The organism is Paraburkholderia mimosarum LMG 23256 = NBRC 106338, assembly GCF_000739815.1.
GTDB lineage: Bacteria > Pseudomonadota > Gammaproteobacteria > Burkholderiales > Burkholderiaceae > Paraburkholderia > Paraburkholderia mimosarum.
In genome coordinates this window covers 95644-116859 of record NZ_BBJJ01000023.1, presented here as the reverse complement: position 1 = coordinate 116859, position 21216 = coordinate 95644, and the positions used below count along the sequence as shown (strand labels likewise).

Annotated in this window: 20 protein-coding genes and 2 pseudogenes; 7 read left to right on the top strand and 15 right to left on the bottom strand. The window is 64.1% G+C overall.

Annotation, left to right across the window (positions count from 1 at the left end; translation table 11 throughout):
- Positions 1 to 572: pseudogene (locus BMI01S_RS38160) on the bottom strand (hypothetical protein); the annotation flags it as partial.
- Between the two features lie 574 nt (positions 573 to 1146).
- Between BMI01S_RS38160 and BMI01S_RS18645 the strand changes: the two are divergent.
- The gene (locus BMI01S_RS18645; protein ID WP_028214364.1) at positions 1147 to 1347 is read left to right on the top strand and encodes a DUF2905 domain-containing protein; all 201 of its coding nucleotides are present in this window, start codon (positions 1147 to 1149) and stop codon (positions 1345 to 1347) included.
- 14 nt (positions 1348 to 1361) lie between these two features.
- Here BMI01S_RS18645 and BMI01S_RS18640 read toward each other — a convergent pair whose 3' ends face one another.
- Both BMI01S_RS18640 and BMI01S_RS18635 read right to left on the bottom strand, forming a co-directional pair.
- A complete protein-coding gene (locus BMI01S_RS18640) occupies positions 1362 to 2843 on the bottom strand; it encodes a metal-dependent hydrolase family protein (protein WP_244145240.1) in 1482 nt (493 codons plus the stop codon).
- A 75-nt stretch (positions 2844 to 2918) separates the two neighbouring features.
- Entirely contained in the window at positions 2919 to 3968 is a 1050-nt protein-coding gene (locus tag BMI01S_RS18635; RefSeq protein ID WP_028214362.1) for an AI-2E family transporter, read from the bottom strand.
- 504 nt (positions 3969 to 4472) lie between these two features.
- On the opposite strand from BMI01S_RS18635, the gene BMI01S_RS18630 reads away from it, so the two are divergent.
- Positions 4473 to 5552 carry a S1C family serine protease gene (locus tag BMI01S_RS18630; protein WP_028231169.1) on the top strand — a complete coding sequence of 360 codons (1080 nt, stop codon included), beginning with the start codon at positions 4473 to 4475 and terminating at the stop codon, positions 5550 to 5552.
- A 37-nt stretch (positions 5553 to 5589) separates the two neighbouring features.
- Here the strand turns inward: BMI01S_RS18630 and BMI01S_RS18625 are convergent, their stop codons facing one another.
- The 5 genes from BMI01S_RS18625 to BMI01S_RS39110 form a co-directional block, all read right to left on the bottom strand.
- The gene (locus BMI01S_RS18625) at positions 5590 to 7050 is read right to left on the bottom strand and encodes an alpha/beta hydrolase (protein ID WP_244145239.1); all 1461 of its coding nucleotides are present in this window, start codon (positions 7048 to 7050) and stop codon (positions 5590 to 5592) included.
- A 56-nt stretch (positions 7051 to 7106) separates the two neighbouring features.
- On the bottom strand, positions 7107 to 8945 hold the full coding sequence (locus BMI01S_RS18620; protein ID WP_028231167.1) for an SLC13 family permease: 1839 nt from the start codon (positions 8943 to 8945) through the stop codon (positions 7107 to 7109).
- A 132-nt stretch (positions 8946 to 9077) separates the two neighbouring features.
- Positions 9078 to 10190 carry a GGDEF domain-containing protein gene (locus BMI01S_RS18615; protein WP_028231166.1) on the bottom strand — a complete coding sequence of 371 codons (1113 nt, stop codon included), beginning with the start codon at positions 10188 to 10190 and terminating at the stop codon, positions 9078 to 9080.
- Between the two features lie 145 nt (positions 10191 to 10335).
- On the bottom strand, positions 10336 to 11025 hold the full coding sequence (locus tag BMI01S_RS18610; protein WP_042290109.1) for a c-type cytochrome: 690 nt from the start codon (positions 11023 to 11025) through the stop codon (positions 10336 to 10338).
- Between the two features lie 74 nt (positions 11026 to 11099).
- The gene (locus BMI01S_RS39110; RefSeq protein WP_244145238.1) at positions 11100 to 11402 is read right to left on the bottom strand and encodes a hypothetical protein; all 303 of its coding nucleotides are present in this window, start codon (positions 11400 to 11402) and stop codon (positions 11100 to 11102) included.
- 409 nt (positions 11403 to 11811) lie between these two features.
- Here BMI01S_RS39110 and BMI01S_RS18605 point away from each other — a divergent pair, with 409 nt between their 5' ends.
- Positions 11812 to 13221: a purine-cytosine permease family protein gene (locus BMI01S_RS18605; protein ID WP_028231165.1), complete on the top strand. Its 1410-nt coding sequence runs from the start codon at positions 11812 to 11814 to the stop codon at positions 13219 to 13221.
- 27 nt (positions 13222 to 13248) lie between these two features.
- Here the strand turns inward: BMI01S_RS18605 and BMI01S_RS18600 are convergent, their stop codons facing one another.
- Positions 13249 to 14175: a LysR family transcriptional regulator gene (locus BMI01S_RS18600; protein ID WP_028214356.1), complete on the bottom strand. Its 927-nt coding sequence runs from the start codon at positions 14173 to 14175 to the stop codon at positions 13249 to 13251.
- A gap of 171 nt (positions 14176 to 14346) precedes the next feature.
- Between BMI01S_RS18600 and BMI01S_RS18595 the strand changes: the two genes are divergently transcribed.
- The 4 genes from BMI01S_RS18595 to argE are packed head-to-tail and all read left to right on the top strand — an operon-like array spanning position 14347 to position 17959.
- Positions 14347 to 15687 (top strand): flavin-containing monooxygenase, encoded by a 1341-nt coding sequence (locus tag BMI01S_RS18595; protein WP_028231164.1) that lies wholly within the window; start codon positions 14347 to 14349, stop codon positions 15685 to 15687.
- Positions 15687 to 16118 (top strand): RidA family protein, encoded by a 432-nt coding sequence (locus BMI01S_RS18590; protein ID WP_028231163.1) that lies wholly within the window; start codon positions 15687 to 15689, stop codon positions 16116 to 16118. The genes BMI01S_RS18595 and BMI01S_RS18590 overlap by 1 nt, the downstream gene beginning before the upstream one ends.
- Positions 16119 to 16128: 10 nt before the next feature.
- Positions 16129 to 16806 (top strand): DUF1028 domain-containing protein, encoded by a 678-nt coding sequence (locus BMI01S_RS18585; RefSeq protein WP_028231162.1) that lies wholly within the window; start codon positions 16129 to 16131, stop codon positions 16804 to 16806.
- The gene (gene argE / locus BMI01S_RS18580) at positions 16799 to 17959 is read left to right on the top strand and encodes an acetylornithine deacetylase (protein ID WP_028231161.1); all 1161 of its coding nucleotides are present in this window, start codon (positions 16799 to 16801) and stop codon (positions 17957 to 17959) included. The genes BMI01S_RS18585 and argE overlap by 8 nt, the downstream gene beginning before the upstream one ends.
- Positions 17960 to 18026: 67 nt before the next feature.
- On the opposite strand, the pseudogene BMI01S_RS39105 reads toward argE, so the two are convergent.
- From BMI01S_RS39105 to BMI01S_RS18555, 6 genes and pseudogenes are all read right to left on the bottom strand, one after another.
- Positions 18027 to 18269: pseudogene (locus BMI01S_RS39105) on the bottom strand (aldehyde dehydrogenase family protein); the annotation flags it as partial.
- Positions 18270 to 18282: 13 nt separating this feature from the next.
- The gene (locus BMI01S_RS18575) at positions 18283 to 18768 is read right to left on the bottom strand and encodes an RbsD/FucU family protein (protein ID WP_028231160.1); all 486 of its coding nucleotides are present in this window, start codon (positions 18766 to 18768) and stop codon (positions 18283 to 18285) included.
- A gap of 95 nt (positions 18769 to 18863) precedes the next feature.
- Entirely contained in the window at positions 18864 to 19310 is a 447-nt protein-coding gene (locus BMI01S_RS18570; protein WP_028214350.1) for a GNAT family N-acetyltransferase, read from the bottom strand.
- Entirely contained in the window at positions 19311 to 20030 is a 720-nt protein-coding gene (locus tag BMI01S_RS18565; protein ID WP_036020712.1) for a GNAT family N-acetyltransferase, read from the bottom strand.
- A 116-nt stretch (positions 20031 to 20146) separates the two neighbouring features.
- A complete protein-coding gene (locus tag BMI01S_RS18560) occupies positions 20147 to 20818 on the bottom strand; it encodes a DUF799 domain-containing protein (RefSeq protein WP_028214348.1) in 672 nt (223 codons plus the stop codon).
- A 10-nt stretch (positions 20819 to 20828) separates the two neighbouring features.
- On the bottom strand, positions 20829 to 21215 hold the full coding sequence (locus BMI01S_RS18555; protein WP_042290104.1) for a DUF4810 domain-containing protein: 387 nt from the start codon (positions 21213 to 21215) through the stop codon (positions 20829 to 20831).
- Between the last annotated feature and the right edge of the window lies 1 nt (position 21216).

Genomic DNA, 21216 nt, shown 5'->3' with positions numbered 1-21216 from the left:
CTCGGGGCCCGCTGCGGCGGCGCCTGAACCGGTGCGGGCGGCGCGACTTGCGCCACGACGGGCGGCGGTGCGCTCGCGACCGGCGGCGGCGGCGCCTTGGCAAGCGCGGGCGGCGCTGCGCTCGCGATGGCTGGCGCTGGGGTTGGCGTTGGCGTTGGCGCCGACGCACTGGCTAGCGGCGCTTGAGCGATGCTCGCGACTGGCGGCGGTGCAAGCTCGGCTGTGACGGGTGGCACGCTGGGCAGCGCGTGCGGCTTCGTGGCCGGCGCCGCCGAAGTGCTCTTCGGTACGAACACTGAGCCCTCCACCACCTGAGCACCCGCTGTGGGCTCTCGCTCGCCGTGATGCGAAATCATGTACGCCGCAATCAGGAACACGACGGAAACCACGCCGCCGATGGCATAGAACGGCAGCCACGAACGGTGCGCCGTGCGATCTTCATCTTGTATCGGGTAGTCGCTGTAGCGGTCGGCGCCGCTGAAGCTGAAGGCCGAAGGCGTCCAATCCGAGCGCGAATGGCGCGCGAAACCGTCGTGCCACTCGGGCGCGGAAGACTCGTTCGCAGACGGCATCCGCGGGCCAGCGGACAGCTGCTTCGCGCCGCACTGAGGACAGATCATCAGCGGCGCATTGAAACTGGTCCCGCAGTATGGACATCCCCACGGACCAGACTTGGTTCGGCCAGGTTCGTTGAACATTGCAGCTATTGAGGTTTCGACAGTATCGGTTTCGGGGCGCTGCCGCGTGCCGGTTGCCCGTCGCTGCGGGCGAGCAAGTGGCGCGGTTGCGAAGCATTTGCCCTGATCGCGCCGCATATCGCAAATCGCTACGGCAGGCGGGCAAAAAATCACTTTGAATATGGGCCACTTCGCGGTGAACTTCAACCGGCAGAATCGGCCACATGGCGGATGAGGACAGGGAGGCTTCAGACCCCGCAAGAGGCTTCGGCGGCCGCTTCAGCGCACATGCGCGATACGCCCTGATACGTGCGGGCTGATACGGCCCCGAACAGTGACATCTTGATACACAAATCGCTCGGCTGATACGCGACCGAAAGCGCCCGTCCTGCGTATTTTCGTTGCCGAGGACGCTCACCGCGGGCTTACCATGGACCCGTTGCGACCGTGATGTGCCTTCACCTGCGCCATGAACCGCTTTCTCATCGCCTTCGGTCTCTTGTGCCTGCTCGCTGGCGTGGGATGGCGCTGGTTCGCGCGCATCCCCTTCGGCAGGCTGCCCGGCGACATTCATATCGTGCGCGACGGATTCAGCTTCCACTTTCCGATCGTCACGTGCATCGTGCTATCGGTCGTGGTGTCGGTGCTGTTCTGGCTGTTACGGCGTTGAGTGCGGCGGCCCGTTCAAGCCTTCAACGCATCCTTGAAAACTCGCCCATCTTTCATGACCATGAGCAGGTTCTGATCGGGATTGGCAAGCAGTGACAAGTCCTGAAGCGGGTCGCCCGCCACGATCAGCAGATCGGCATACGCGCCCTCCTCGAGCACGCCTAGTTTGTGCGGATACGGATTGCGCTTGCCCGCGAGCGCCAGCAATTGTCCGTTAATACCTGTCGCCATCCGCAACGCGTCGGCAGACGAATACCAGCGCGCGATGTGTCCGAGCATCGTGCCTTGCCTCGTGGCGAGCGTCTGCGAAAAGATCAGGTCGGTGCCGAACGCCACCTTGAGGCCGTGCTTGCGGGCAAGCTTGTACATGTTGTCGGTCCCCGCGGTGACCTGCAGAAACCTTTCGTGGCTCGAGGGCGCCATCGGCGCGACGTCTTCCTCGCTGGTGAATGGTTGCGTGCTCAACCATGTGCCGTTTTTTGCCATGACTTCCGCAGTGCGGTCGTCCATCAAGTGTCCGTGTTCGATGCATGGCACGCCAGCCCCGACCGATCGCTTCACCGATTCCGGCGTGTAGGCATGCACGAGCACATAGGTGCCCCAGTCCAATGCGGTTTCCACCGCTGCCCTGAGCTGCGCCTCGGTGAACGTGAGCATGTCGAGCGGACTGCGCGGCGTGGAGACGCCGCCGCACCCCACGAGCTTGATTTGCGTGGCGCCCTGCATGAACTGCTCGCGCACGCGCAGGCGGACTTCGTCGGCCGTATCGGCGATGGCAGCCGCGCCGGTTCTTTCTATTTCGCTGATCTGAGCCGACGTGCGCGGCACGTCAGTCAGCAGACGAAAGTCGCCGTGGCCGCCCGTGGTGGTGATCATCGCGCCCGACGGATAAATGCGCGGGCCGCTCAGCATACCGGCGTCGATGGCCTGTTTCAATGCGAAGGCGGGGCCGCCCACATCGCGAACGGTCGTGAATCCCCGCAGGAGCGTGCGCTGCGCCTCCGCGCCTGCCGCGAGGTACACGAAACTGAAGTCCGATTGCAGAATCGTGGCGACAGGCAATGCGGCGAGCAGCGCATGCCAGTGCATGTCGATGAGGCCGGGCATCATCACCCTGCCACCGCAGTCGATCACCCGCCCCGCCGCAGCACCTGCCGCGCCCGACGAGAATTCCGGCGCCCCCCTGCGCAACTGCGAGATGCGGTTTCCGTCAACGACGAGGTACATGCCGTCCTGCAGCGCGCCTGACTTGCCATCGAACAGGCGAAAGTTCGTGAACGTGGTGGGCTGCGCAGGCGCTGCCGCGCCGGGTTGCTGCGCCTTGCCGAACTCCGGCAGAACGGCGCTCAACATCGACGCGCCCATGCCGATGAGAAAGCCGCGGCGAGCCAGGTCCGCACTGATCCGGCGGTTCGCATACTGCGCCAGCGCCTTGTTGCACTGGCAAGAGCCACTCGGGCCGATTGCGTTGCCGCCACGGTTCATTCTGGGAGCCATAAGTCACCTCGGGTCACCTCGGGTCACCTCGGAAAACGAGCCGCGGTTGGACGCGCGTCCGTCGGGGCGGTATGGTTATTTAGCAGGCCTCACGACATCTTCTTTCGTCAACAGCAGCGCGAGAGGCCGCGTGGAACTGAACGCCGAGAAAATGATCGTGAGTGCCACGGTTCCCGGCACCGCGAGAAATGCGCCAGGAATGCCCCAGATCGCCGTCCAGGTGGCGAGACTCATGAGGATGACCGCAGGGCTGAGGTTCAACGAGCCGGCCATCAGCCACGGGTCGAGCACATTGCCCATCACGAAGTTGATCGCAGAGAGCGAAACGAGCAGCGTGACGGGCTCGTTCCACTGGCCGAACTGAAGCGCCGCGAGCAGGACGGGAAGCGCCACCTGGATCAGCGAGCCCGCATACGGCACGAAGTTCAGCAGCACGATGAGGACGGCGATGAGCGGCGCGAACTCCAGCCCGACGAAATGCATGCAGACCCAGCTGAGAATGCCGAGCACCACGCCGAGCAGCGCCTTCAACGCCAGGTAGGTGCCGATTTTCGAGTTGATGGCGTCGATCACGGGCTCCATGTCGGCCTTGCCGCGCATGACTGCGGACAGCTTGCGGCGAAAGCGCCCCATCTCGACCATGAAGAACGCCGTGTACAGAAAGACGACGACCGTGGTCGCCATGAGCGAAGAGAGCGAGCCGAGCAGCGAGGTCAGCAGCGCCTGAACGTTGACGGCCGCCAGCAACTCGCGGCGGAACGCTGTCCACGACGCTTCCGTTTCCAGATGGAACAGCGCGGTGATTTTGGCCAGCAAGGCGAGCAGCGTGGCTTCGTACTTCGGCGCCACGGCCAGCATGCGGTCGGTATCGGAAAGCAGCAGTTCGGCCGCGAGCCAGGCCGCGACGAGGATGAGCGCGGCCGCACTCCAGTAGCGCACGCCTGCGCGAATGCGCTTGCCCACGTGCGGCACGCGCCGCAGGATTTCGGCAAGCCCGTAGATCACATACGAGGTAATGATCGCGAAGGCGATGGGCACCAGCACCGGACGCCCGATATACAGAACCCATCCCGTGATGACGGCAAGGACGGCCACACAGGTGAACGTCACGAGATCCTGTCTCATGAATTCCCCGGTGTCGCGCGGTTTCGTGTCACCCGCGATCGCGCCGGTTGGCAACGAAGCGATGATCCGGCCATCTCCTTCCTCGCATGACATGAAATGCTCTGGATGACGAACCACATTGCCTGATGTATCGACCGGCGCTTCGACCCGCGCGCCAGGCGGAAAACCGGTGGAAAGAGCCAGACGTTAGCTAGCCATTCACGCCCGGGTCAGCTATGGGGCCCTCAATATTGCGGGCTTCGGGGCGCGATCGGCCGCCACTTCGAAAGACTAGCCGCTTTGAGGAAGACTTGCGCGCTAGCTGGCAATGGCATGTCGAGAGCGGAACCACACGAATCGCGCCACGAAGCGGAACGGATATCCGATCCGGATGGACACTGCCCCGATTTAGTTGTGCGCACATCGAGCTTGCGGGCCACGAAATTCCGCTTCCCTTTAAGTCACGTTTAAGCACCGAAAAGTACCTTACGCCACCTTCACCAACTTTCCTTTTTGACCATAGCTATGAGTACCAGCAAATATCAGCGCCGGGGCCTGATCGCCGGTGTGGCGGTGGCGCTTGCAGGCGCATGGGTTGTCAGCCATGAGCACGCCAGCGCCGATGAGCGCGGCATGACGAAAACGTCGTTGTCGTCCCCCGCGCCCAAGGCTGACGACAGCAGGAGCCAGGCGCCGAACTTCTCGGCGATCGTCGCGCATTACGGTCCGGCCGTGGTCCATATCGAGGTCGTCAAGGAAAACCCCGATGCCGAAGACGGCCATTCGGGTGCCCTGGGATCGGGTTTCATCGTGAGCCAGGACGGCTACATCCTCACGAACAATCACGTCGTCGAGGGTGCGGACGAGGTGACGGTCAAGCTCACGGACGGCCGCAAGTTCTCCGCGCGCGTGATCGGCACCGACAAGGCGGGCGACGTGGCCGTGCTGAAAATCGCTGGCACGGGCTTTCCCACGGTGAAGATCGGCAATCCCGCCAACAGCAAGGTGGGCGACTGGGTCGTCGCGATCGGCTCGCCCTATGGTCTCGACAACACCGTGACCTCGGGCATCATCAGCGCGAAGTCGCGCCAGCTTTCGGAAGACAGCCCGACACATCTCATCCAGACCGATGTGCCCGTCAATCCGGGCAACTCGGGCGGACCGCTCTTCAATCTGGACGGCGAAGTCATCGGCATCAATTCGATGATCTATTCGCGCACGGGCGGCTTCCAGGGGCTGTCGTTCGCGATCCCCATCGACGAAGCCATGCACATGAAGGATCAGATCGTGCAAGGCGGAGGCAACGGGCGCACCCTGGCCCACGGCGCGCGTCCGCGTCTCGGCGTGGCCGTGCGTGCGCTCACCGGCGAAGAAGCGCAGCAGGTCGGCGTGGACGGCGGCGTGCTCGTCGTGCAGTCGGGCGGTCCGGCAAAGGCAGCGGGCATCGGCGCCGGCGACGTGATCATCGCTGTCAACGGCATCGAGGTGCAAAACGTCGAGCAGTTGCAGAGCCTGATCGCGCGAGCCAAAGGCGGTGTGTCGATCGTCGTTGCGCGCGACGGCGAGCAGATGACCGCGCGGGTCGAACTCTCGCCGCGCGCGTGATCGACCGGTGCCATGCCCGGCGCCGTCGATCACGCGATCACGGCCCGTGGCTCGCCAGATAGTCGATGCGCTCGATGACGTACCCGTAGAAGGGATTCCACGAGAGGCGCGTGAGAAGCCCGGCGCCAACGATCAGCGCCCCCGTTTCGCCGCGTACGGACTGTGCGCCGAGCTGGATTCCCATGTCGTCGTCGGGATCGGGGGTGCGGCCATAGAGCGAATCGGTTACCGGGAACGGCAGTGCCACATGTGAGAGCGAATAGACATCGAGCGGATAGTCGAGCCCCGTGGGCTCGACTTTTGACGTTGTCTCGTCGGGCGCCGTGCTCTGCTCGATCACTTGCGGCGAGGTGGCGGAGGCGTTGGTGAGCACCGTCAGGCGGTAGCGCAGCGGCGGCACGGGCGCGATACGGCGCAGCGCATCACGCATCGAAGCACGTAACAGCGGGCTCCACTGCGCGGTGCGGTTGATGTCGAAGAGCACGAGCTCGCTGCCGTTGGCAGGAAGTTGCGCATACAACGAACTGACGATGGCACTCGTGCTCACCGTGAAGTCCAGCACGGACTGAAACGTAAGCATGGGCGGCAGCGCCGCGATCTTGCCGTTGCGCGCCGCATCCGCCAGTTCCTGCTGGACCTTGCGGGTCACCCGCCACGACTGGCGCGCGCCGTTCACGGGAAACGAGTTGTACTTGTACGGATTGAATTCCGGCACGATATCGAGCCACGCGGCTTTTGCGAACGCCGGAAGGATCGACGGCAACGCCGCGAGGCCCGCGAAGCGCGCGAACCGCGTAATGCCGATCATCGGCGAAAGCAGGATCAGATGGTCCGCCTTCGGCAGGCTCGGGTTCTCCAGTGTCTCGAGCGCGTATTGAACCGCAAGCGCGCCGCCGTTCGAAAACCCCACGACATGCAGCGGCGCCGGCGCCGGCACGAGGCGGCGCGCCTCGCGCACGGCGAGCCGCGTGGCGGCCTCCCAGTCCTCCGCCGTCACTTCGGTCAAGCCGGACGGCACGGTGCCATGCCCCGGAAGCCGGACGGCCACGACAGCGAAGCCATCGCGCTGATAGCGCAGCGCAATGTGCCGCAGGCTGTACGGCGAATCGGTCAGTCCATGCACCATCACGGCCACGCCGCGCGGCGCGCCTTCCGGCATCAGCGTGTACGAGCGGTTCCAGTCGGTGCGAAAGTGGCCGGGGTAGATCGGGCTGCCCGAGAAATAGCGATTGGCGGGCACGCGTGCCTCTTCCGGCAGCTTGTCGGTCACGTTCTTCCTGACCGAATCGAACAGGCGATTCTCGTATTCGATGTATTGCGCCCAGGTCGCATGATCGATTTCGTCGGCGTGCATGTCGTGAGGCACATACGTGTGCCACAGACTCAGGGGCGCCTTGCGTTGCGCGTCGTACAGCCGCACAGCGGCGATGCAAACGAACGCGATCACCACGAAAAGAAACAGCCGCTTGATCCAGCGAAGGGCCCACGCTCTCGTCAAGAATTTCGCCATATCCGGTCAATGCCTCGCGAACGGATGACCTGCCTGGCCTCGCGCTAGCGCGGGAAGGCCGGCCAAATGAGCGGTACCAGCACGACGGTGATCACGAGCGCCCCCAGGGCCGCCGGCATGCCCACCTTGAAAAAATCCCGGAACCGGTAGCCGCCCGCCGTGCTGACGAGCGCATTGACCGGTGTCGAGATCGGCGACATATAGGCCGCCGATGCGGCGACCGCCGTCGTCAACGCGAACGGATACGGCGACGCATGCAGGTGCGCCGCCATCGCGATCACCACGGGCGCCATCAACACCGCCGTCGCCGTGCCGGAAATCACGGTGCCGATGACCAGCGTCAGCAGAAAAACGGCGCCCATCAGGCCATGCGGGCCCCATTCACCCGCCACGCGCAGCACGGCATCGGCGGCGATGTCGATGCCGCCCGTGCGCTGCAGCGCGATGGAAAACGGCAGCATGCCCACGATCAGCACGAGGCTGCGCCAGTGAATCGAGCGGTAGGCGCTGTCTAGACTCACGCAGCCGAACGCCCCCATGAGGAGACACCCGATCAGCCCCGCGAGCACGTTCGGCACCCGCGGCGAGCGCATCATCGCGATGACGAGCGCCATGACACAGAGCGCGTGCAGCGCCTTGTGCGGCTCGGGCACGTACGCGTCGCTTTCAACCGGCATCGCGAGGCACACGATATCGCGCTCCACCGACTGCATCGAGAAGATATCGATCCACGGGCCCACCACCAGCAGCGTGTCGCCGACCTTCAGCTGCGTGGTTTGCAGATCGCGCACGAGCGCCGCGTCGGCCCGGCGCAGGCCCACCACCGTCACGCCATGCCGCCTGAGGGTCCCGGAACTGCGCGCGACGTCGCCCACCAGCGACGAGTCCGGCGGCACGATGACCTCGGCCATGCCCACATCGTGTGACTGGTCCGTGAAATAGGCGCCCGACATGCGGCGCACCGCGAGCGTGTAACGCTCGCAAAACGCCTCCACGTCGAAGCTGGGAACCTCCACGTCGAGGAGCAGCACGTCGCCGGGCGCGATACTGCTGTCCGCCGTCGCGGGCAGCACGGTAGCGCCCATGCGCGCGCGCCGCTCGATGGCGACGACGTGCGCCACGGGATCGTCGGCGAGTCCGCAGTGGCCGAGCGTCTGCCCCACGAGCGGCGAGGCCGCCCCGACCTCCAGACGAAACGCGCGCCCTTCGAGCGAATAGCGTGCGACCCAGTCGTTCACGGAGGGCCGGGTGGGTGCGTCGGCGCCGCCGGAGCCCGGTCCGTTCAGGAAGCGTCTCGCGAACAGCATCCACGCAATGCACGCCGAGAGAATAGGCACGCCCAGCGGCGTGATGGCGAAAAAGGCGAAGCCCCGGTAGCCGCGATCGACGAGCGCGCTGTTGATGACGAGGTTCGGCGTCGTGGCGACGAGCGTGAGCATGCCGCTCGTGAGCGCCGCCATGCTCACCGGCATGAGCAAGCGCGCGCGCGACACGCCAGACTGGCGCGCGATGCGTATGACGATAGGAATGAAGATCGCCACGACGGCCGTCGAACTCATGACCGAGCCCATCACTCCCACGATGACCATGATCAGTACGACGAGCCGCCGCTCGTTCGAACCGCCGCGCGCGATCAGGTAGTCGCCGACGCGCTGCGCGACGCCCGTGCGCGCGAGGCCGTCGCCAAGCACGAACAGCGCCGCGATCAGGACGATGTTCGGATCGGCGAAGCCCGCCAGCGCCTCGTTGACGGTCACGATACCCGAGAGCGCCAGCGCCACGATCATGATGAGCGCCACCGCGTCCGCGCGGGGCCGGCCGATCAGGAACATCGCGATCGCGCCCGCCAGACAGGCAACGGTGATCAAGAGGTCGTAAGACATGATTTCGCTACGCCTGTTCAACGGGCCATGGAAACCAACGCTTGCGCAAATAGTGCCGGATTTTGAAAACTTACGTTCGCGAACAGCCGTAAGCGAGTGTCCTTACGATCTCTTTACTGGATCGCAACGGCGTCATTGGCGCACGCCGAGCAGGGAGACGCGGTTGCGCCCCTGGTGCTTGGCCTGGTACATCGCCTGATCGGCCTCGTCGAGGAGCGAGCGCGCTTGCCCCTCCGGCGTCCCGGCGGACGCCTCGCCGGCGTTCACCCGATACTCCGCGACGCCAATCGACACGCTGAGCGCAATGCGGCCGCCCTCGTCGTCGTGCACTTCCAGCGTTTCGACCGCGCGCCGGATGCGCTCGGCAACGGCCAGCGCGTCGGGCAGGTCGCACAGCAGCAGCGCGACGAACTCCTCGCCCCCGTAGCGCGACACCGTGTCCCCCACGCGCACCTGCTGCTTGAGGCAGGTGCCGATGGCGCCGAGCGCCACGTCGCCGATGGCGTGGCCGTGTGTGTCGTTGACCTGCTTGAAATGATCGATGTCGATGAAGAGGCACGTCATGGGCGCCGCGTGCGAATTCGCGCGCCGGATCTCCTGGTTCAGGCGCTCGTCGAAATAGCGGCGGTTCGAGAGGCCCGTGAGCGGATCGGTCACGCCGGTCTTGCGCAGATGCTCGCGATGCGCGACGTTGTCGAGGCTCGCCGCGGCGACGCTGCTGAACCGCATGAGGAGGTCCGTGCCCATGCTCGCGTCGAAGCGCGCGGGATCGACGCTCGAGAGGCATAGATAGCCGAGCACCTGGGCGCGGCTCAGGAGCGGCAGCACGATCGCGCTGCCCGTGGCCGCCTGCGCGCCGAAGAAAGTCTCGCTCGCGGCCGGTTCCAGTTCGCCCAGTTCGCTGATGCGGCCAAGCCACGGACGATTGGCCGCGCACAGCCGCGACAGTGCGAAGCCGCCCTGGGCCCCCGATTTCACGTTCGCATCCAGATCGGCGCACCCTTGCCCGGATTCGAGCAGGTCGCGCAGCAGCGGCGCGCGGGCGTCGAGCCAGAGGCCGGCCGAAGTCAGCCCGAACACCTCGGGCAGATAGACGAACATCCCTTCGAGAAAGGCGCACCAATCCTGCGCGCCGATCAGGCGCAGTTCCACGTCCTGGAACGATTTCGACGCGCGCTCGTTACGCTGTACGGTTTCGAGAAGCGCAGCAAGATCCAGTGAAGGCTCAGTCCCGGGATGTGTCACGATGCATCGAGAATATTCCGAAGCCTGCTATTACGGCAGCTTCGGGACGGACTTGAGCGCCGGACGACGGCACCCGCAGCCCGATGGCCCTTTACCGCGGAGTGGGCGAAACGGCGCTCTGGACCGGCCTCGGCAGGGCGGCGCGTCATTCACCGGCCGATCGGGTCTCGGAGGCCCCCAGGTCTGCCGGTATCGCGACCCGAGGCGCGGAGGCTTCGAGGAAAGCCGCTACCGAGTCCATTTCCTCGGCCGTCAGCTTGACGCAGATCGCATTCATCACCGCTCCACGAGGCCTCTGCCCGGGGTGTCGGAAGACCGCCAGCTGCTTCACGATGTAGTCGGCATGCTGGCCCGCGAGGCGCGGAAACTCACCTGCGCCTTCACCGTGCGCCCCGTGACAGGCGCTGCATGCCGGTACACCCCTCTCAGGCACGCCAGAGGTGAAGATCGCCCTGCCGCGACCGACTGGCAGAGGATCGCCGGGGACGCCCGCGGGCGGCGGACGGCTCGAAAAGTACGTGGCTAACTGGTCGATCTGCGCATCGCTCAGATGTGTGAAGCCCCACATATACCTTTGCGCGTTCAGGTCGGACCGCCGATGCGCCCTGAAGTCCATCAACTGGTTGACGAGATATGCCTTTGTCTGGCCCGCGAGCTTGGGAAACGTGGGAGAGACAGAGACGCCGTTCGCGCCGTGACAGATCGAGCACACCTGCAACGCGATCGTCCTGCCGCTGACAGCAGGATCGTCGGTCCGTCTGGAATGCTCGATGTCGTGACAACTGGCGTCACCCAGCAACGTGGCGAGCACAATCCATCGCGATACGCCTTTCATTTTGCAACGCTCCAGATGACTTCCACGGCATGTGTCCGGACGAAGAGACGGGATGGTTTTCACGGCGGGACAGATCACCAGTACGCCGCCCAGAGGTAAACAAACAGCGTGTCGTTGTTGCTTGCATTGCGCCCGAGCCCGTCGTAGTTCGAGCGCGCGCCAAGATATCTGGTGAAGTGCGTGTATTGCAGACCCAGCCGGATGTTTTGCACAGGAATCCATAATATTTCCGGGGTCCAGCCCTGTGTTGCCGGAGAGAAGTTCGCACTGCCCGGGTACGCGACGCTGTCGCGGCTGCCGGTCCCGTTACAGAAAGAGGCACGCAGGTGCCCACCCCACTGCGAAAAGCGGGTCGACAATGGCGAGGCTTCGCGCACGGCATCACCGGCGTCGCCTGGCAAAACTGTGGAACGACACAGGCCTGTGCTGCGCGGGAAACGAACCCGGCAAGCACACCCGTTCACTCGATGTCCAAAACGAAGAAGCGCGCCGCCTTATTCCGCCGACGGTGCCTCGACGCTACGCAGGGTCGGGACGATCCTCAACGAGAGCTTCGCGAGCAGAAAGGCGCGCGCTTTGCCGAACGGCTCAAACGATGCCTGTTCTTGCATAGCTTTAGCCTATGTAAAACATCGGGAAACAATGCTTGGCAAGCGAAATTTGGCGTCCGTTAATTCGCCCAATGTTTCGAGCGGGGGCGTCGATTTGTCCGGGCCCTGCACTTGTTTTCACCTTCGTCGCGCGTGCTGTCTTCAGCAACGCGCGGGCGAGAAAATGGAGATTGTTATGGCTGACAACCGCAACACGGTTCCCCTGATCGAGAAGCACACGATCGGGTACGTGCCCGAGAACGAGCGCCACGGCAAGGTCCGCGATCTCTTCACGCTTTGGTTCGGCGGCAATATCGCACCGCTGCCGATCGTCACCGGCGCGCTAGGCGTGCAAATCTATCACCTCAATCTCATGTGGGGCATCTTTGCAATCATCGTCGGCCAGGCGGTGGGCGGCATTCTCATGGCGCTGCATTCGGCGCAAGGCCCGCAAATGGGCATTCCACAAATGATCCAGAGCCGCGCGCAGTTTGGCTCGTGGGGCGCGCTGCTCGTCACGGTCATCGCCGGCATCATGTACGTCGGGTTCTTCGCGTCGAATATCGTGCTGGCCGGCAAGTCGCTGCACGGCATCGAATCGTCGATTCCGGTGCCCGCCGGCATCGTGATCGGCGCGCTGGGTTCGGGGCTGATCGGCATCATCGGATACCGCTTCATACACGTGCTGAACCGCATCGGCACATGGGTGCTCGGCATCGGGATCGCCGTGGGCTTCGGCTATATCGTCACGCACGTGCAATCGGCGGACTTCCTCACGCGCGGCGGCTTCAGCTTCGCCGGCTGGCTCGCGACGGTGTCCCTCTCCGCACTGTGGCAGATCGCGTTCGCGCCGTACGTCTCCGACTATTCGCGCTACCTTCCGGCGGATGTGGGTGTCGCGTCGACCTTTTGGGCGACGTACCTTGGCTGCGTGCTCGGTTCGACGCTTGCGTTCGTGTTCGGCGCCGTGGCCGTGCTCGCGGTTCCAGCCGGCGCAGACACGATGGACGCCGTCAAGGCATCGACCGGGGCGATCGGCCCGTTCATGCTCGTGCTGTTTTTGCTGAGCGTGATCAGCCACAACGCGCTGAATCTGTACGGGGCAGTCCTTTCGGTCATCACGTCGCTGCAGACGTTCGCGTATCGCTGGATTCCCACCGCGAAGTCGCGCGCAGTGCTCTCGATCATCATTCTGGTCGCGTGCTGCGTAGCGGCGGTCGGTGCGTCGAAGGACTTCGTCGGGCATTTCGTCGATCTCGTGCTCGCGCTGCTCGTGGTGCTCGTGCCGTGGACGGCGATCAACCTGATCGACTTCTATGTGATTCACAAAGGCCAGTACGATGTCCAGTCGATCTTCCGGGTCGATGGCGGCATTTACGGCCGGTTCAATCCGCAAGCGTTGATCGCGTATGCAGCCGGGATCCTGGTGCAGATTCCGTTCATGAACACGCCGATGTACGTGGGCTCCTTCTCGGCGCATCTGGACGGCGCGGACCTGTCCTGGCTCGTGGGCATCATCGTCACGACGCCGCTCTACCTTTGGCTCGCCACGCGCGATACGGCGTACCGTCGACGGTTGAATCAGCCATCCGCATCGCTGCAGTAAGTCACCGGGATCGTCGCAAGCACCTCATCAATGCTTGAGGTGCAACTGCCGGATATAGCTTTCGCAAAACGCGACGAAGCGCTTCACCACCTCGCGTTGCCGCACGGTGTTCGACGTCGCAATGCCGAGCACCGTCGCGGGAACGGCCTCCTTGAAGCGCTTGATGACAAATTCCTTGCCGTCCACGGTGCGGCACGACTCGAGCGGAAAGTTGAGAATGCTGTAGCCCAGACCATTCGCCACCATGCCGCGCACGACCTCGGGCTGCGACGAGCGGAACGCGGCGACAGGCCGGCTGCCTGCCGCGTCAAAGAGCGTCGAGAAATATTCGCGGCTGTGCGGAAGGTCAAGCATCACGTAAGGCTGCGGCAGCAGATCCTTTAGCGAGACCTTTGCTGCGCGTGCGAGCCGGTGCGTTTTCGGGAGGATCACGTACGGAGGCAGCGAGACGACTGGAACGAAGGCGATGCCTTCCGCGATATCGAGGCTATAGGTGAGAGCGACATCCAGCGAGCCGTCGCTGAGCCCGCTCAGCAGGCCATCCTGATGCGCTTCCCTGGTGATGAATGTGATCGCCGAATGTTCGCGCAGGAACTCGCTGATGAGCGACGGCATGAGCGGCGGCGCAAGCGAGACGAGGCATCCGAGCGAAACGGTGCCGGATACGCCGCCGTCGAGTTCTTGCGCCGTGAGTTGCAGTTCCTCGGCGCTTTTCAGGAGACTGCGTGCGTGGACGAGCAGATCTCGTCCCGGTTGAGTTAGCGACAGTCCGCTTGCGTGATGACGGATGAACAATTGCACGCCGAACGATGCCTCCAGCTCTGCCAGCGCGGTCGATATCGAAGGCTGCGAGATGTGCAGCCGCTTCGCCGCGGCAGTGAACGAAAGCGTTTCTGCCGTCGCGATGAAATAGCGCAACTGGCGCAGTGAATAGCGAATCGATACTCCGTCCATTTCAAGCGGTCTCTCTGGAGGGCGCAACCGGGACGGCACATCGCCGACGCGTGGTTGCATAGCTAAATCCGATGCATAAGATTTTATTTTAATACTTTTACCTATCCTGGGTCGCGCGTACAGTCCGCTTCGACGAACAGGACGATATTCGCAATCCGAAGGAGAACACAGATGAAGGCTGACAACGTGTCCATCGACACACTGGTGATAGGCGCCGGTCAGGCGGGCGTGGCAATGAGCGAGCATCTCGGCAGGTCGGGCGTGCCGCATCTCGTGCTCGAACGCGATCGCATTGCCGAGCGCTGGCGCACGAGCCGATGGGATTCGCTGGTCGCCAACGGTCCCGCCTGGCACGACCGCTTTCCCGGCATGGAATTCGAAGGACTGCATCCCGACGCCTTCGCGCCGAAGGAACAGGTCGCCGACTATTTCGTTGCGTACGCACGTAAATTCAATGCACCTGTCCGCACCGGCGTGGAGGTGACGAGCGTCGAGCGCATTCAAGGCCGTTCGGGCTTCACTGTGGCGACGAGCAATGGCACGTTCGAGGCCAATCGTGTCGTCGTGGCGACGGGCCCGTTCCAGCGTCCAGTGATTCCCGCCATCGCGCCAAAGGACCCGCATCTCACACAGATGCACTCGGCAGACTATCGCAATCCGGCGCAGTTGCCCGATGGTGCGGTGCTCGTCGTCGGCGCGGGTTCGTCGGGCACACAGATCGCCGAGGAACTGCGGCGCGCGGGCCGCACGGTGTATCTGTCGGTCGGGCCGCACGATCGGCCGCCGCGCGCTTACCGCAACCGCGACTTCTGCTGGTGGCTCGGCGTGCTCGGCGAATGGGACAAGGAGGTAGCTGGGCCCGGACGCGAGCACGTGACGATCGCCGTGAGCGGCGCTTACGGCGGCCGGACCATCGATTTTCGCCGGCTCGCGCATGAAGGCATGACGCTCGTCGGTGTCACGAAATCGTTCGATAACGGCATCGTGACGTTCGACCAGGATCTGGCGGAGAACCTCAAGCGCGGCGACGACAACCTGATGTCGCTGCTCGACGCGGCCGACGGCTATGTCGAGCGCAACGGCATCGACCTGCCGGAAGATTCCGAGGCACGCTTCATTCCGCCCGATCCCGAGTGCGTCACGCATCCGCTGCGCGAGCTGGACCTCGCGAAGTCTGGCGTGAAGACGATCATCTGGGCGACCGGCTATGCCGTCGATTACAGCTGGCTGCACGTCGACGCCTTCGACGAGCAAGGCAAGCCGAAGCATCAGCGTGGCGTCTCGAAGGAACCGGGCGTGTATTTCCTCGGCCTGCCGTGGCTGTCGCGGCGCGGGTCGTCGTTCATCTGGGGCGTGTGGCACGACGCGAAGCACATCGCCGATCACATCGTCACGCAGCGCAAATACCTCGACTATCGCGATGCGGCGCAACGCGAACGCCTGGCACTGGCCACGAATACCGCGCACGACGCATCGCACGCAAGCACCCTCAACGAAACCGGAGTGAATTGATGCCTATCCATACCCGCATCCGCATGTTCAACACGAAAGACACGTACCCGAACCAGACGCTCGACAACGACCTGTGCCAGGCCGTTCGCGCAGGCAACACGGTCTACGTGCGCGGCCAGGTCGGCACCGACTTCGACGGCAAGCTGATCGGCCTCGGCGATCCGCGCGCGCAAGCCGGGCAGGCGATGAAGAACGTCAAGCAGTTGCTCGAAGAAGCAGGCAGCGACCTTTCGCACATCGTCAAGACGACGACGTACATCATCGATCCACGTTATCGCGAGCCGGTCTATCAGGAAGTCGGAAAGTGGCTCAAGGGTGTGTATCCGATCTCGACCGGTTTGTGCGTGAGCGCGCTCGGCCAACCGCAATGGCTGATGGAAATCGACGTGATCGCGGTGATTCCCGAGAACTGGACGCCTGGCGAGGCATAAGGAGCGGCGCATGACATTCTCAATCGTCGGACGTTGCCGGGAGACCGGACAACTGGGGATCGCCATCAGTTCGTCGAGTATTGCCGTGGGCGCGCGTTGCCCATGGGTGCGGGCAGGCGTCGGCGCAGTTGCGACGCAGAATGTCACGCTGCCCGCGCTCGGCCCGCAAATCCTCGATCTCATGGAGCAGCAGAAGCTTGCGCCGCATGTTGCGTTGATGCAGGCCCGCGCCACCGACACCTTCAATGCCTGGCGGCAAGTCACGGTGATCGACGCCCAGGGCCGCACCGCGTTCTTCACCGGCGACAACGCGCTCGGGCTGCATCATGCGGTGGCCGGCGATCAGTGCGTCGCGGCCGGCAACATGCTCGCCGCGCCCCAAGTCGTCGACGAGATGGTGCGCGCATTCGAGCGCACGCATGGGCTGCTCGCCGCGCGTCTGCTGGCCGCAATGCACGCCGCTGTCGAGGCAGGCGGAGAAGCCGGCCCGGTTCATTCCGCCGCGCTGAAAGTCGTCGACCGGCAGGTCTGGTCGATCGTGGATTTGAGAGTCGATTGGGCCGACGACGACCCCATCGGTCAGCTAGCGCAGCTATGGCGAGCGTATCTTCCGCAGATGCAGGATTACGTCACCCGCGCGCTGGATCCGGGCGCCGCGCCAAGCTATGGAGTGCCAGGCGATGAGTGAACGTGCCAGCCGCGCGCTGCTCGAGCGGCTGATCGGTTTCGCGACCGTCAGCCGCGAATCGAATCTTGAACTGATCGCGTTCGTGCAGCGCTATCTCGCGGGTTTTGGCGTAGAAAGCGAGCTGTTTCACAACGCCGAGCGCACGAAAGCCAGTCTCTTCGCGACCATCGGTCCGCGCGAGCAGGGTGGCATCGTGTTGTCGGGACATACGGACGTCGTGCCCGTCGAGGGACAGGCGTGGACCGTCGACCCGTTCCGCCTCACGGAAAAGAATGGGCGGCTTTACGGGCGCGGTACGGCGGACATGAAGGGCTTTCTGGCGTGCGTGCTCGCGGCGGTGCCCATGTTCGTCGAGCGCAAACTCGACCTGCCGGTACATATCGCGTTCTCATACGACGAAGAAGTCGGCTGCGTCGGGGTGCGGCCGATGCTCGCAGAACTCGAGAAGCGCGCACACAAGCCGCGTTTGTGCATGATCGGCGAGCCGACGGAAATGAAGCCCGTGCTCGGCCACAAGGGGAAGCTCGCAATGCGCTGCCGCGTGAAGGGCTCGGCGTGTCATTCGGCTTACGCGCCGTATGGCGTCAATGCCATTCAATACGCCGCGCGACTCATCAACAGGCTGGAAAGCATCGGCGAGGAACTCGCCCGGCCCGAGCATCGCGACGAGCGCTTCGATCCTCCGTTCTCTACCGTTCAAACGGGCGTCATCGCGGGCGGGCGCGCGCTGAACATCGTGGCGGCAGAGTGTGAGTTCGACTTCGAAGTGCGCTCGGTCCCGGGCCTGGAGGCACAGTCGATTGCCGGGCGGATCGAGTCGTATGCGCAAGCGGAACTGCTGCCGAAAATGCGTAAGGTGCAAGCCGATACCGACATCGGCTTCGAGCTCCTGAACGCTTATCCAGGCCTTGCGACGCCGCCTGATAGCGAAGCCGCGCAGCTCCTCGCCGTCATCGGCGAGCTGGGCGACTTCGGTACGGTCGCGTTCGGCACCGAGGGCGGACTGTTCACGCGGGCGGGAATTCCCGCCGTCGTGTGCGGGCCTGGCAGCATGGAGCAAGGTCACAAGCCAGACGAGTTCGTGAGTGCCGCACAGCTTGATCGCTGTGATGCGATGCTGGCGCGGCTTGCCGCGCATCTCGAAAGCGCGTAGCGCTTGCTGTAGCGCGCGGGCGGTGCCAGGCCGCCGCCCTACTCGTGCTCTTCTCGCTCACGCGGCGAAGAGCGCCCGCCACGCGCCACACACGGCCGATGTCGCGCGCATAGAAGTACGCGGAAAGGCCGAAGTCGGTGTCGTTCGCCGCCTGGATCGCTTCTTCCTCGCTCTCGAAGCGGAACACCGCAGCGACGGGGCCGAACGTCTCCTCGTGCGCGAGCATCATGCCGCCGTGCGCGCCGGTGACGGATGTCGATGAGGAAAGCGCCGCGCTACCCTTCCGCCGCGCGGCTCCTTTCAGCGTGGAAAAACGCGGAAGGTCAGGGCGCGCTTGTGCCGCCCGATGCACCAGGCGCATCGGGCGCGAGCAGCACGCCCTTGGCGAACACGAAGCAGCCGTAGCCGCGTGTTTCGCCCGTAGCGATCACGCAATATGCCTTGCGCGCCCGCGCGTAGAACGCATGACGCTCGATGGATGCGAACGGCACCGGCCGGCCCTCGGCGGCATCCACTTCGGCTTGCGCTTCGCGCTGGACGGTTGGGATCGTGCCGGGCTCGCCCACGACTTCCATGCGCATGGCCGGCGACTCGACGAAGGTATCGAGCGGCAGCACCGAGAGGATCGCGCGAATGGCGCGCGGCGCGTTGGCGCCGTCGATGCGTAGCAGCCTGCCAAGCGCCGTTGCGCGCGCAATGGAATCGGCGGGGAAATTCGCGTCGCACACGACTAGCTCGTCACCGTGCCCCATCGCGCGCAGCGCATGCAGGATATCGGCGTTCAGAAGCGGGTCGAGGTTCTTCAGCATGTTGGTGTCTCCGTTGATGGTCTGTCATTCCCGGGAACCCATCGTGCACGCTCACAGGCGCCGCCGTCAACCGGCGGGCGCCGCCCACGCGGCTTTCAGAACTGGAGACGGTAGCGCACGAAGTCGTCGGCCGTGGCGAATTCGTCGTAGAGCTTGCGCGCCGGGTTGTCCTCCCGCGTGTGCCAGTAAAGGCGCGACCAGCCGCGCGAGCGCGCCAGCGCGATCAAATCCTCGATGAGCCTTCTGCCAAGGCCCGCACCGCGAGAGGCGGGATCGACGAACAGGTCTTCCAGATAGCAGATGGGTGCATCGACCCATGTGCCTTCATGAAGCACCGAGAGACTGAATCCCGCCACACGCCCCTCCAGTTCGGCGACGCGGCCGAACAACGGCACGTTCGGATCGAGCATGCGCTGCCACGTACGCTCGCTGATGTGTGGCGAGATCGTCGATGCGTAGAACGCGTTATAGCCCGCCCAGAGGCTGAACCACGCGTCCCGGTCGGCGGCCGCGACGTCGCGGATAAGGATCGGCCGCGGCATTCAGGACGCCGCCGCTTCGCGCAGGCTGGCAAGCGACGCACGTTGCTTGCCGGCTGAGTCGAAGTTATCTTTCGAGAGCCACTTCTCGAACGCCGCTTTCGCGAGCGGCCAGTCCTTGTCGATGATGGCGAACCACGCCGTGTCGCGATTGCGCCCCTTGTACACGATCGCCTGGCGGAAAATGCCCTCGAACTGAAAGCCCAGACGCAACGCGGTCTTGCGCGAGGGCGCGTTGAGGCTGTCGCATTTCCATTCGTAGCGCCGGTAGCCGAGGTCGTCGAAGACATAGCGCATCAGCAGGTATTGCGCTTCGGTGGAAATCGGCGTTTCTTTCAGGCGCGGCGAAAACGTCACGCTGCCGACCTCGATCACGCCATGCACGGGTTCGATACGCATGAGCGCGAACGTGCCGACGGCCCGCCCGCTCGCGCGGTCGATCACGGCGTAGTGAAACGGGTCGTTCGACGAAGCGGCCTTCGCAAGGTATTCGCGAAACGCGGTGAAATCGGTGAACGGCTCGGCGAACAGATAGGTCCAGTCGCGGCCGTCGGCAGCCTGGCTATAGGCCTCGAAGAGGTCGGCGACGTGCCGGTCGAGATCGATGGGCTCGATGCGGCAAAACTGACCTTCGATCGTCACGCGCGCGGGCCGCTCGCGCGGTTGCCAACCGGCGACGGGTTCGCCGATTGGCTGCTGGTATTCGTTCAGTCGTGCTGCCATGGGTGACAGGCTCCTCTTGCGAAACGTGGGCGGTAACCGCGTTAAGGTAACGCTGGCGTGGTTCCGTGGAAAGGTCCACGGACCGCGGTCCCGGTAGAGCCACGCTTCGGTATGCGTCAGTCGGTGCCGTATCTCGGTGAACGGGGTCCATACAACAGGCCATCGGGTGGGCCGGCGCGCAGGAGACGGTCACCGGTGAGCCCTGCAACATCATGGGCTTCGTCGGACAGGTTATGCGCGACCTGTTTGACGGCAGCCTGCACCAGCGCACCGACCAGCCCGAAACCCAGATCGATGTTGGCACCGATTTCCTTTCCGGTCGCGCGGCCCCTGCCCTCCCAGAGCAAGTCGCCCGTTTTGAGATCGACCAGCTTTGCCGATGCCGAGACGATCGTCGTGCTGTCGACGATCTGGTACACGGAACCGTATTGCGTGACCTTCGGATAGAGCGCCGCATCTGCGCCGAAGATTTCGCGCAGCTTCGCCCCCGATACCGACTGGATGTCGGCTGGAGTCGTGAGTCCGTTTTGACGGAAAGTCTCGTCCATCACTGCGACCGGAACGACGTAATAGCCCGCTTCGCCCAGCGGCCTGGTCAGTTGCGACAGTACGCCGTATGTCGCATGAACATCCGACGTTTCGTTCACCGGCGGCAGCACGAGAATCGAGCGTGGGCGGCTGTTCTTGAACGCCGTGTAGTCAACGCGTTGCGCAGTCCCTGCGCAGGCCGCCAGCAGTGCGCTCATGGACAACGCGAAGGCGAGTTTCGTGAAAAGTGATTTGAACATGAACGGATACTCAAAGTGGCTTCGATTTCTTCTTCATCAGGAAATCCATGTATGCCGACGACTCCGGAAAGAGTGCCTTCTCGGCTTCGAACTCCTGCGTGGCCTGCCCGGTCTTGCCAACGCTCGAATACAGCATGCCGAGCTGCGCGTGAAAGCCCGGCGGTGGCATGCTGCCTTTCGCACGGATACGCTCGAGCGCTGCCTCCAGGGCTTCGATCTGCGCATCGGGCCCCTTCTCGCCCTTGAAGTACTCGTACACCTGAGGCTGGTAGGCATCCCATTGATAAAGGGGAGGACTATGAGTTGGCGCACATCCCGCCAGCAGCAGTCCGGCGGCGATACCCGGCAGCGCGGCGCCGATGCTGAAGAGCCTGTTTCTGTTGATTGCACGATCCATT

Excerpts from the sequence above, each read along its gene's own strand:
- BMI01S_RS18645 (WP_028214364.1), top strand. The coding sequence starts at position 1,147 with ATGAACCGCTTTCTCATCGCCTTCGGTCTCTTGTGCCTGCTCGCTGGC.
- BMI01S_RS18640 (WP_244145240.1), bottom strand. The coding sequence starts at position 2,843 with ATGGCTCCCAGAATGAACCGTGGCGGCAACGCAATCGGCCCGAGTGGC.
- BMI01S_RS18635 (WP_028214362.1), bottom strand. The coding sequence starts at position 3,968 with ATGAGACAGGATCTCGTGACGTTCACCTGTGTGGCCGTCCTTGCCGTC.
- BMI01S_RS18630 (WP_028231169.1), top strand. The coding sequence starts at position 4,473 with ATGAGTACCAGCAAATATCAGCGCCGGGGCCTGATCGCCGGTGTGGCG.
- BMI01S_RS18620 (WP_028231167.1), bottom strand. The coding sequence starts at position 8,945 with ATGTCTTACGACCTCTTGATCACCGTTGCCTGTCTGGCGGGCGCGATC.
- BMI01S_RS18610 (WP_042290109.1), bottom strand. The coding sequence starts at position 11,025 with ATGAAAGGCGTATCGCGATGGATTGTGCTCGCCACGTTGCTGGGTGAC.
- BMI01S_RS18605 (WP_028231165.1), top strand. The coding sequence starts at position 11,812 with ATGGCTGACAACCGCAACACGGTTCCCCTGATCGAGAAGCACACGATC.
- BMI01S_RS18600 (WP_028214356.1), bottom strand. The coding sequence starts at position 14,175 with ATGGACGGAGTATCGATTCGCTATTCACTGCGCCAGTTGCGCTATTTC.
- BMI01S_RS18595 (WP_028231164.1), top strand. The coding sequence starts at position 14,347 with ATGAAGGCTGACAACGTGTCCATCGACACACTGGTGATAGGCGCCGGT.
- BMI01S_RS18590 (WP_028231163.1), top strand. The coding sequence starts at position 15,687 with ATGCCTATCCATACCCGCATCCGCATGTTCAACACGAAAGACACGTAC.
- BMI01S_RS18585 (WP_028231162.1), top strand. The coding sequence starts at position 16,129 with ATGACATTCTCAATCGTCGGACGTTGCCGGGAGACCGGACAACTGGGG.
- argE (WP_028231161.1), top strand. The coding sequence starts at position 16,799 with ATGAGTGAACGTGCCAGCCGCGCGCTGCTCGAGCGGCTGATCGGTTTC.
- BMI01S_RS18575 (WP_028231160.1), bottom strand. The coding sequence starts at position 18,768 with ATGCTGAAGAACCTCGACCCGCTTCTGAACGCCGATATCCTGCATGCG.
- BMI01S_RS18570 (WP_028214350.1), bottom strand. The coding sequence starts at position 19,310 with ATGCCGCGGCCGATCCTTATCCGCGACGTCGCGGCCGCCGACCGGGAC.
- BMI01S_RS18565 (WP_036020712.1), bottom strand. The coding sequence starts at position 20,030 with ATGGCAGCACGACTGAACGAATACCAGCAGCCAATCGGCGAACCCGTC.
- BMI01S_RS18560 (WP_028214348.1), bottom strand. The coding sequence starts at position 20,818 with ATGTTCAAATCACTTTTCACGAAACTCGCCTTCGCGTTGTCCATGAGC.
- BMI01S_RS18555 (WP_042290104.1), bottom strand. The coding sequence starts at position 21,215 with ATGGATCGTGCAATCAACAGAAACAGGCTCTTCAGCATCGGCGCCGCG.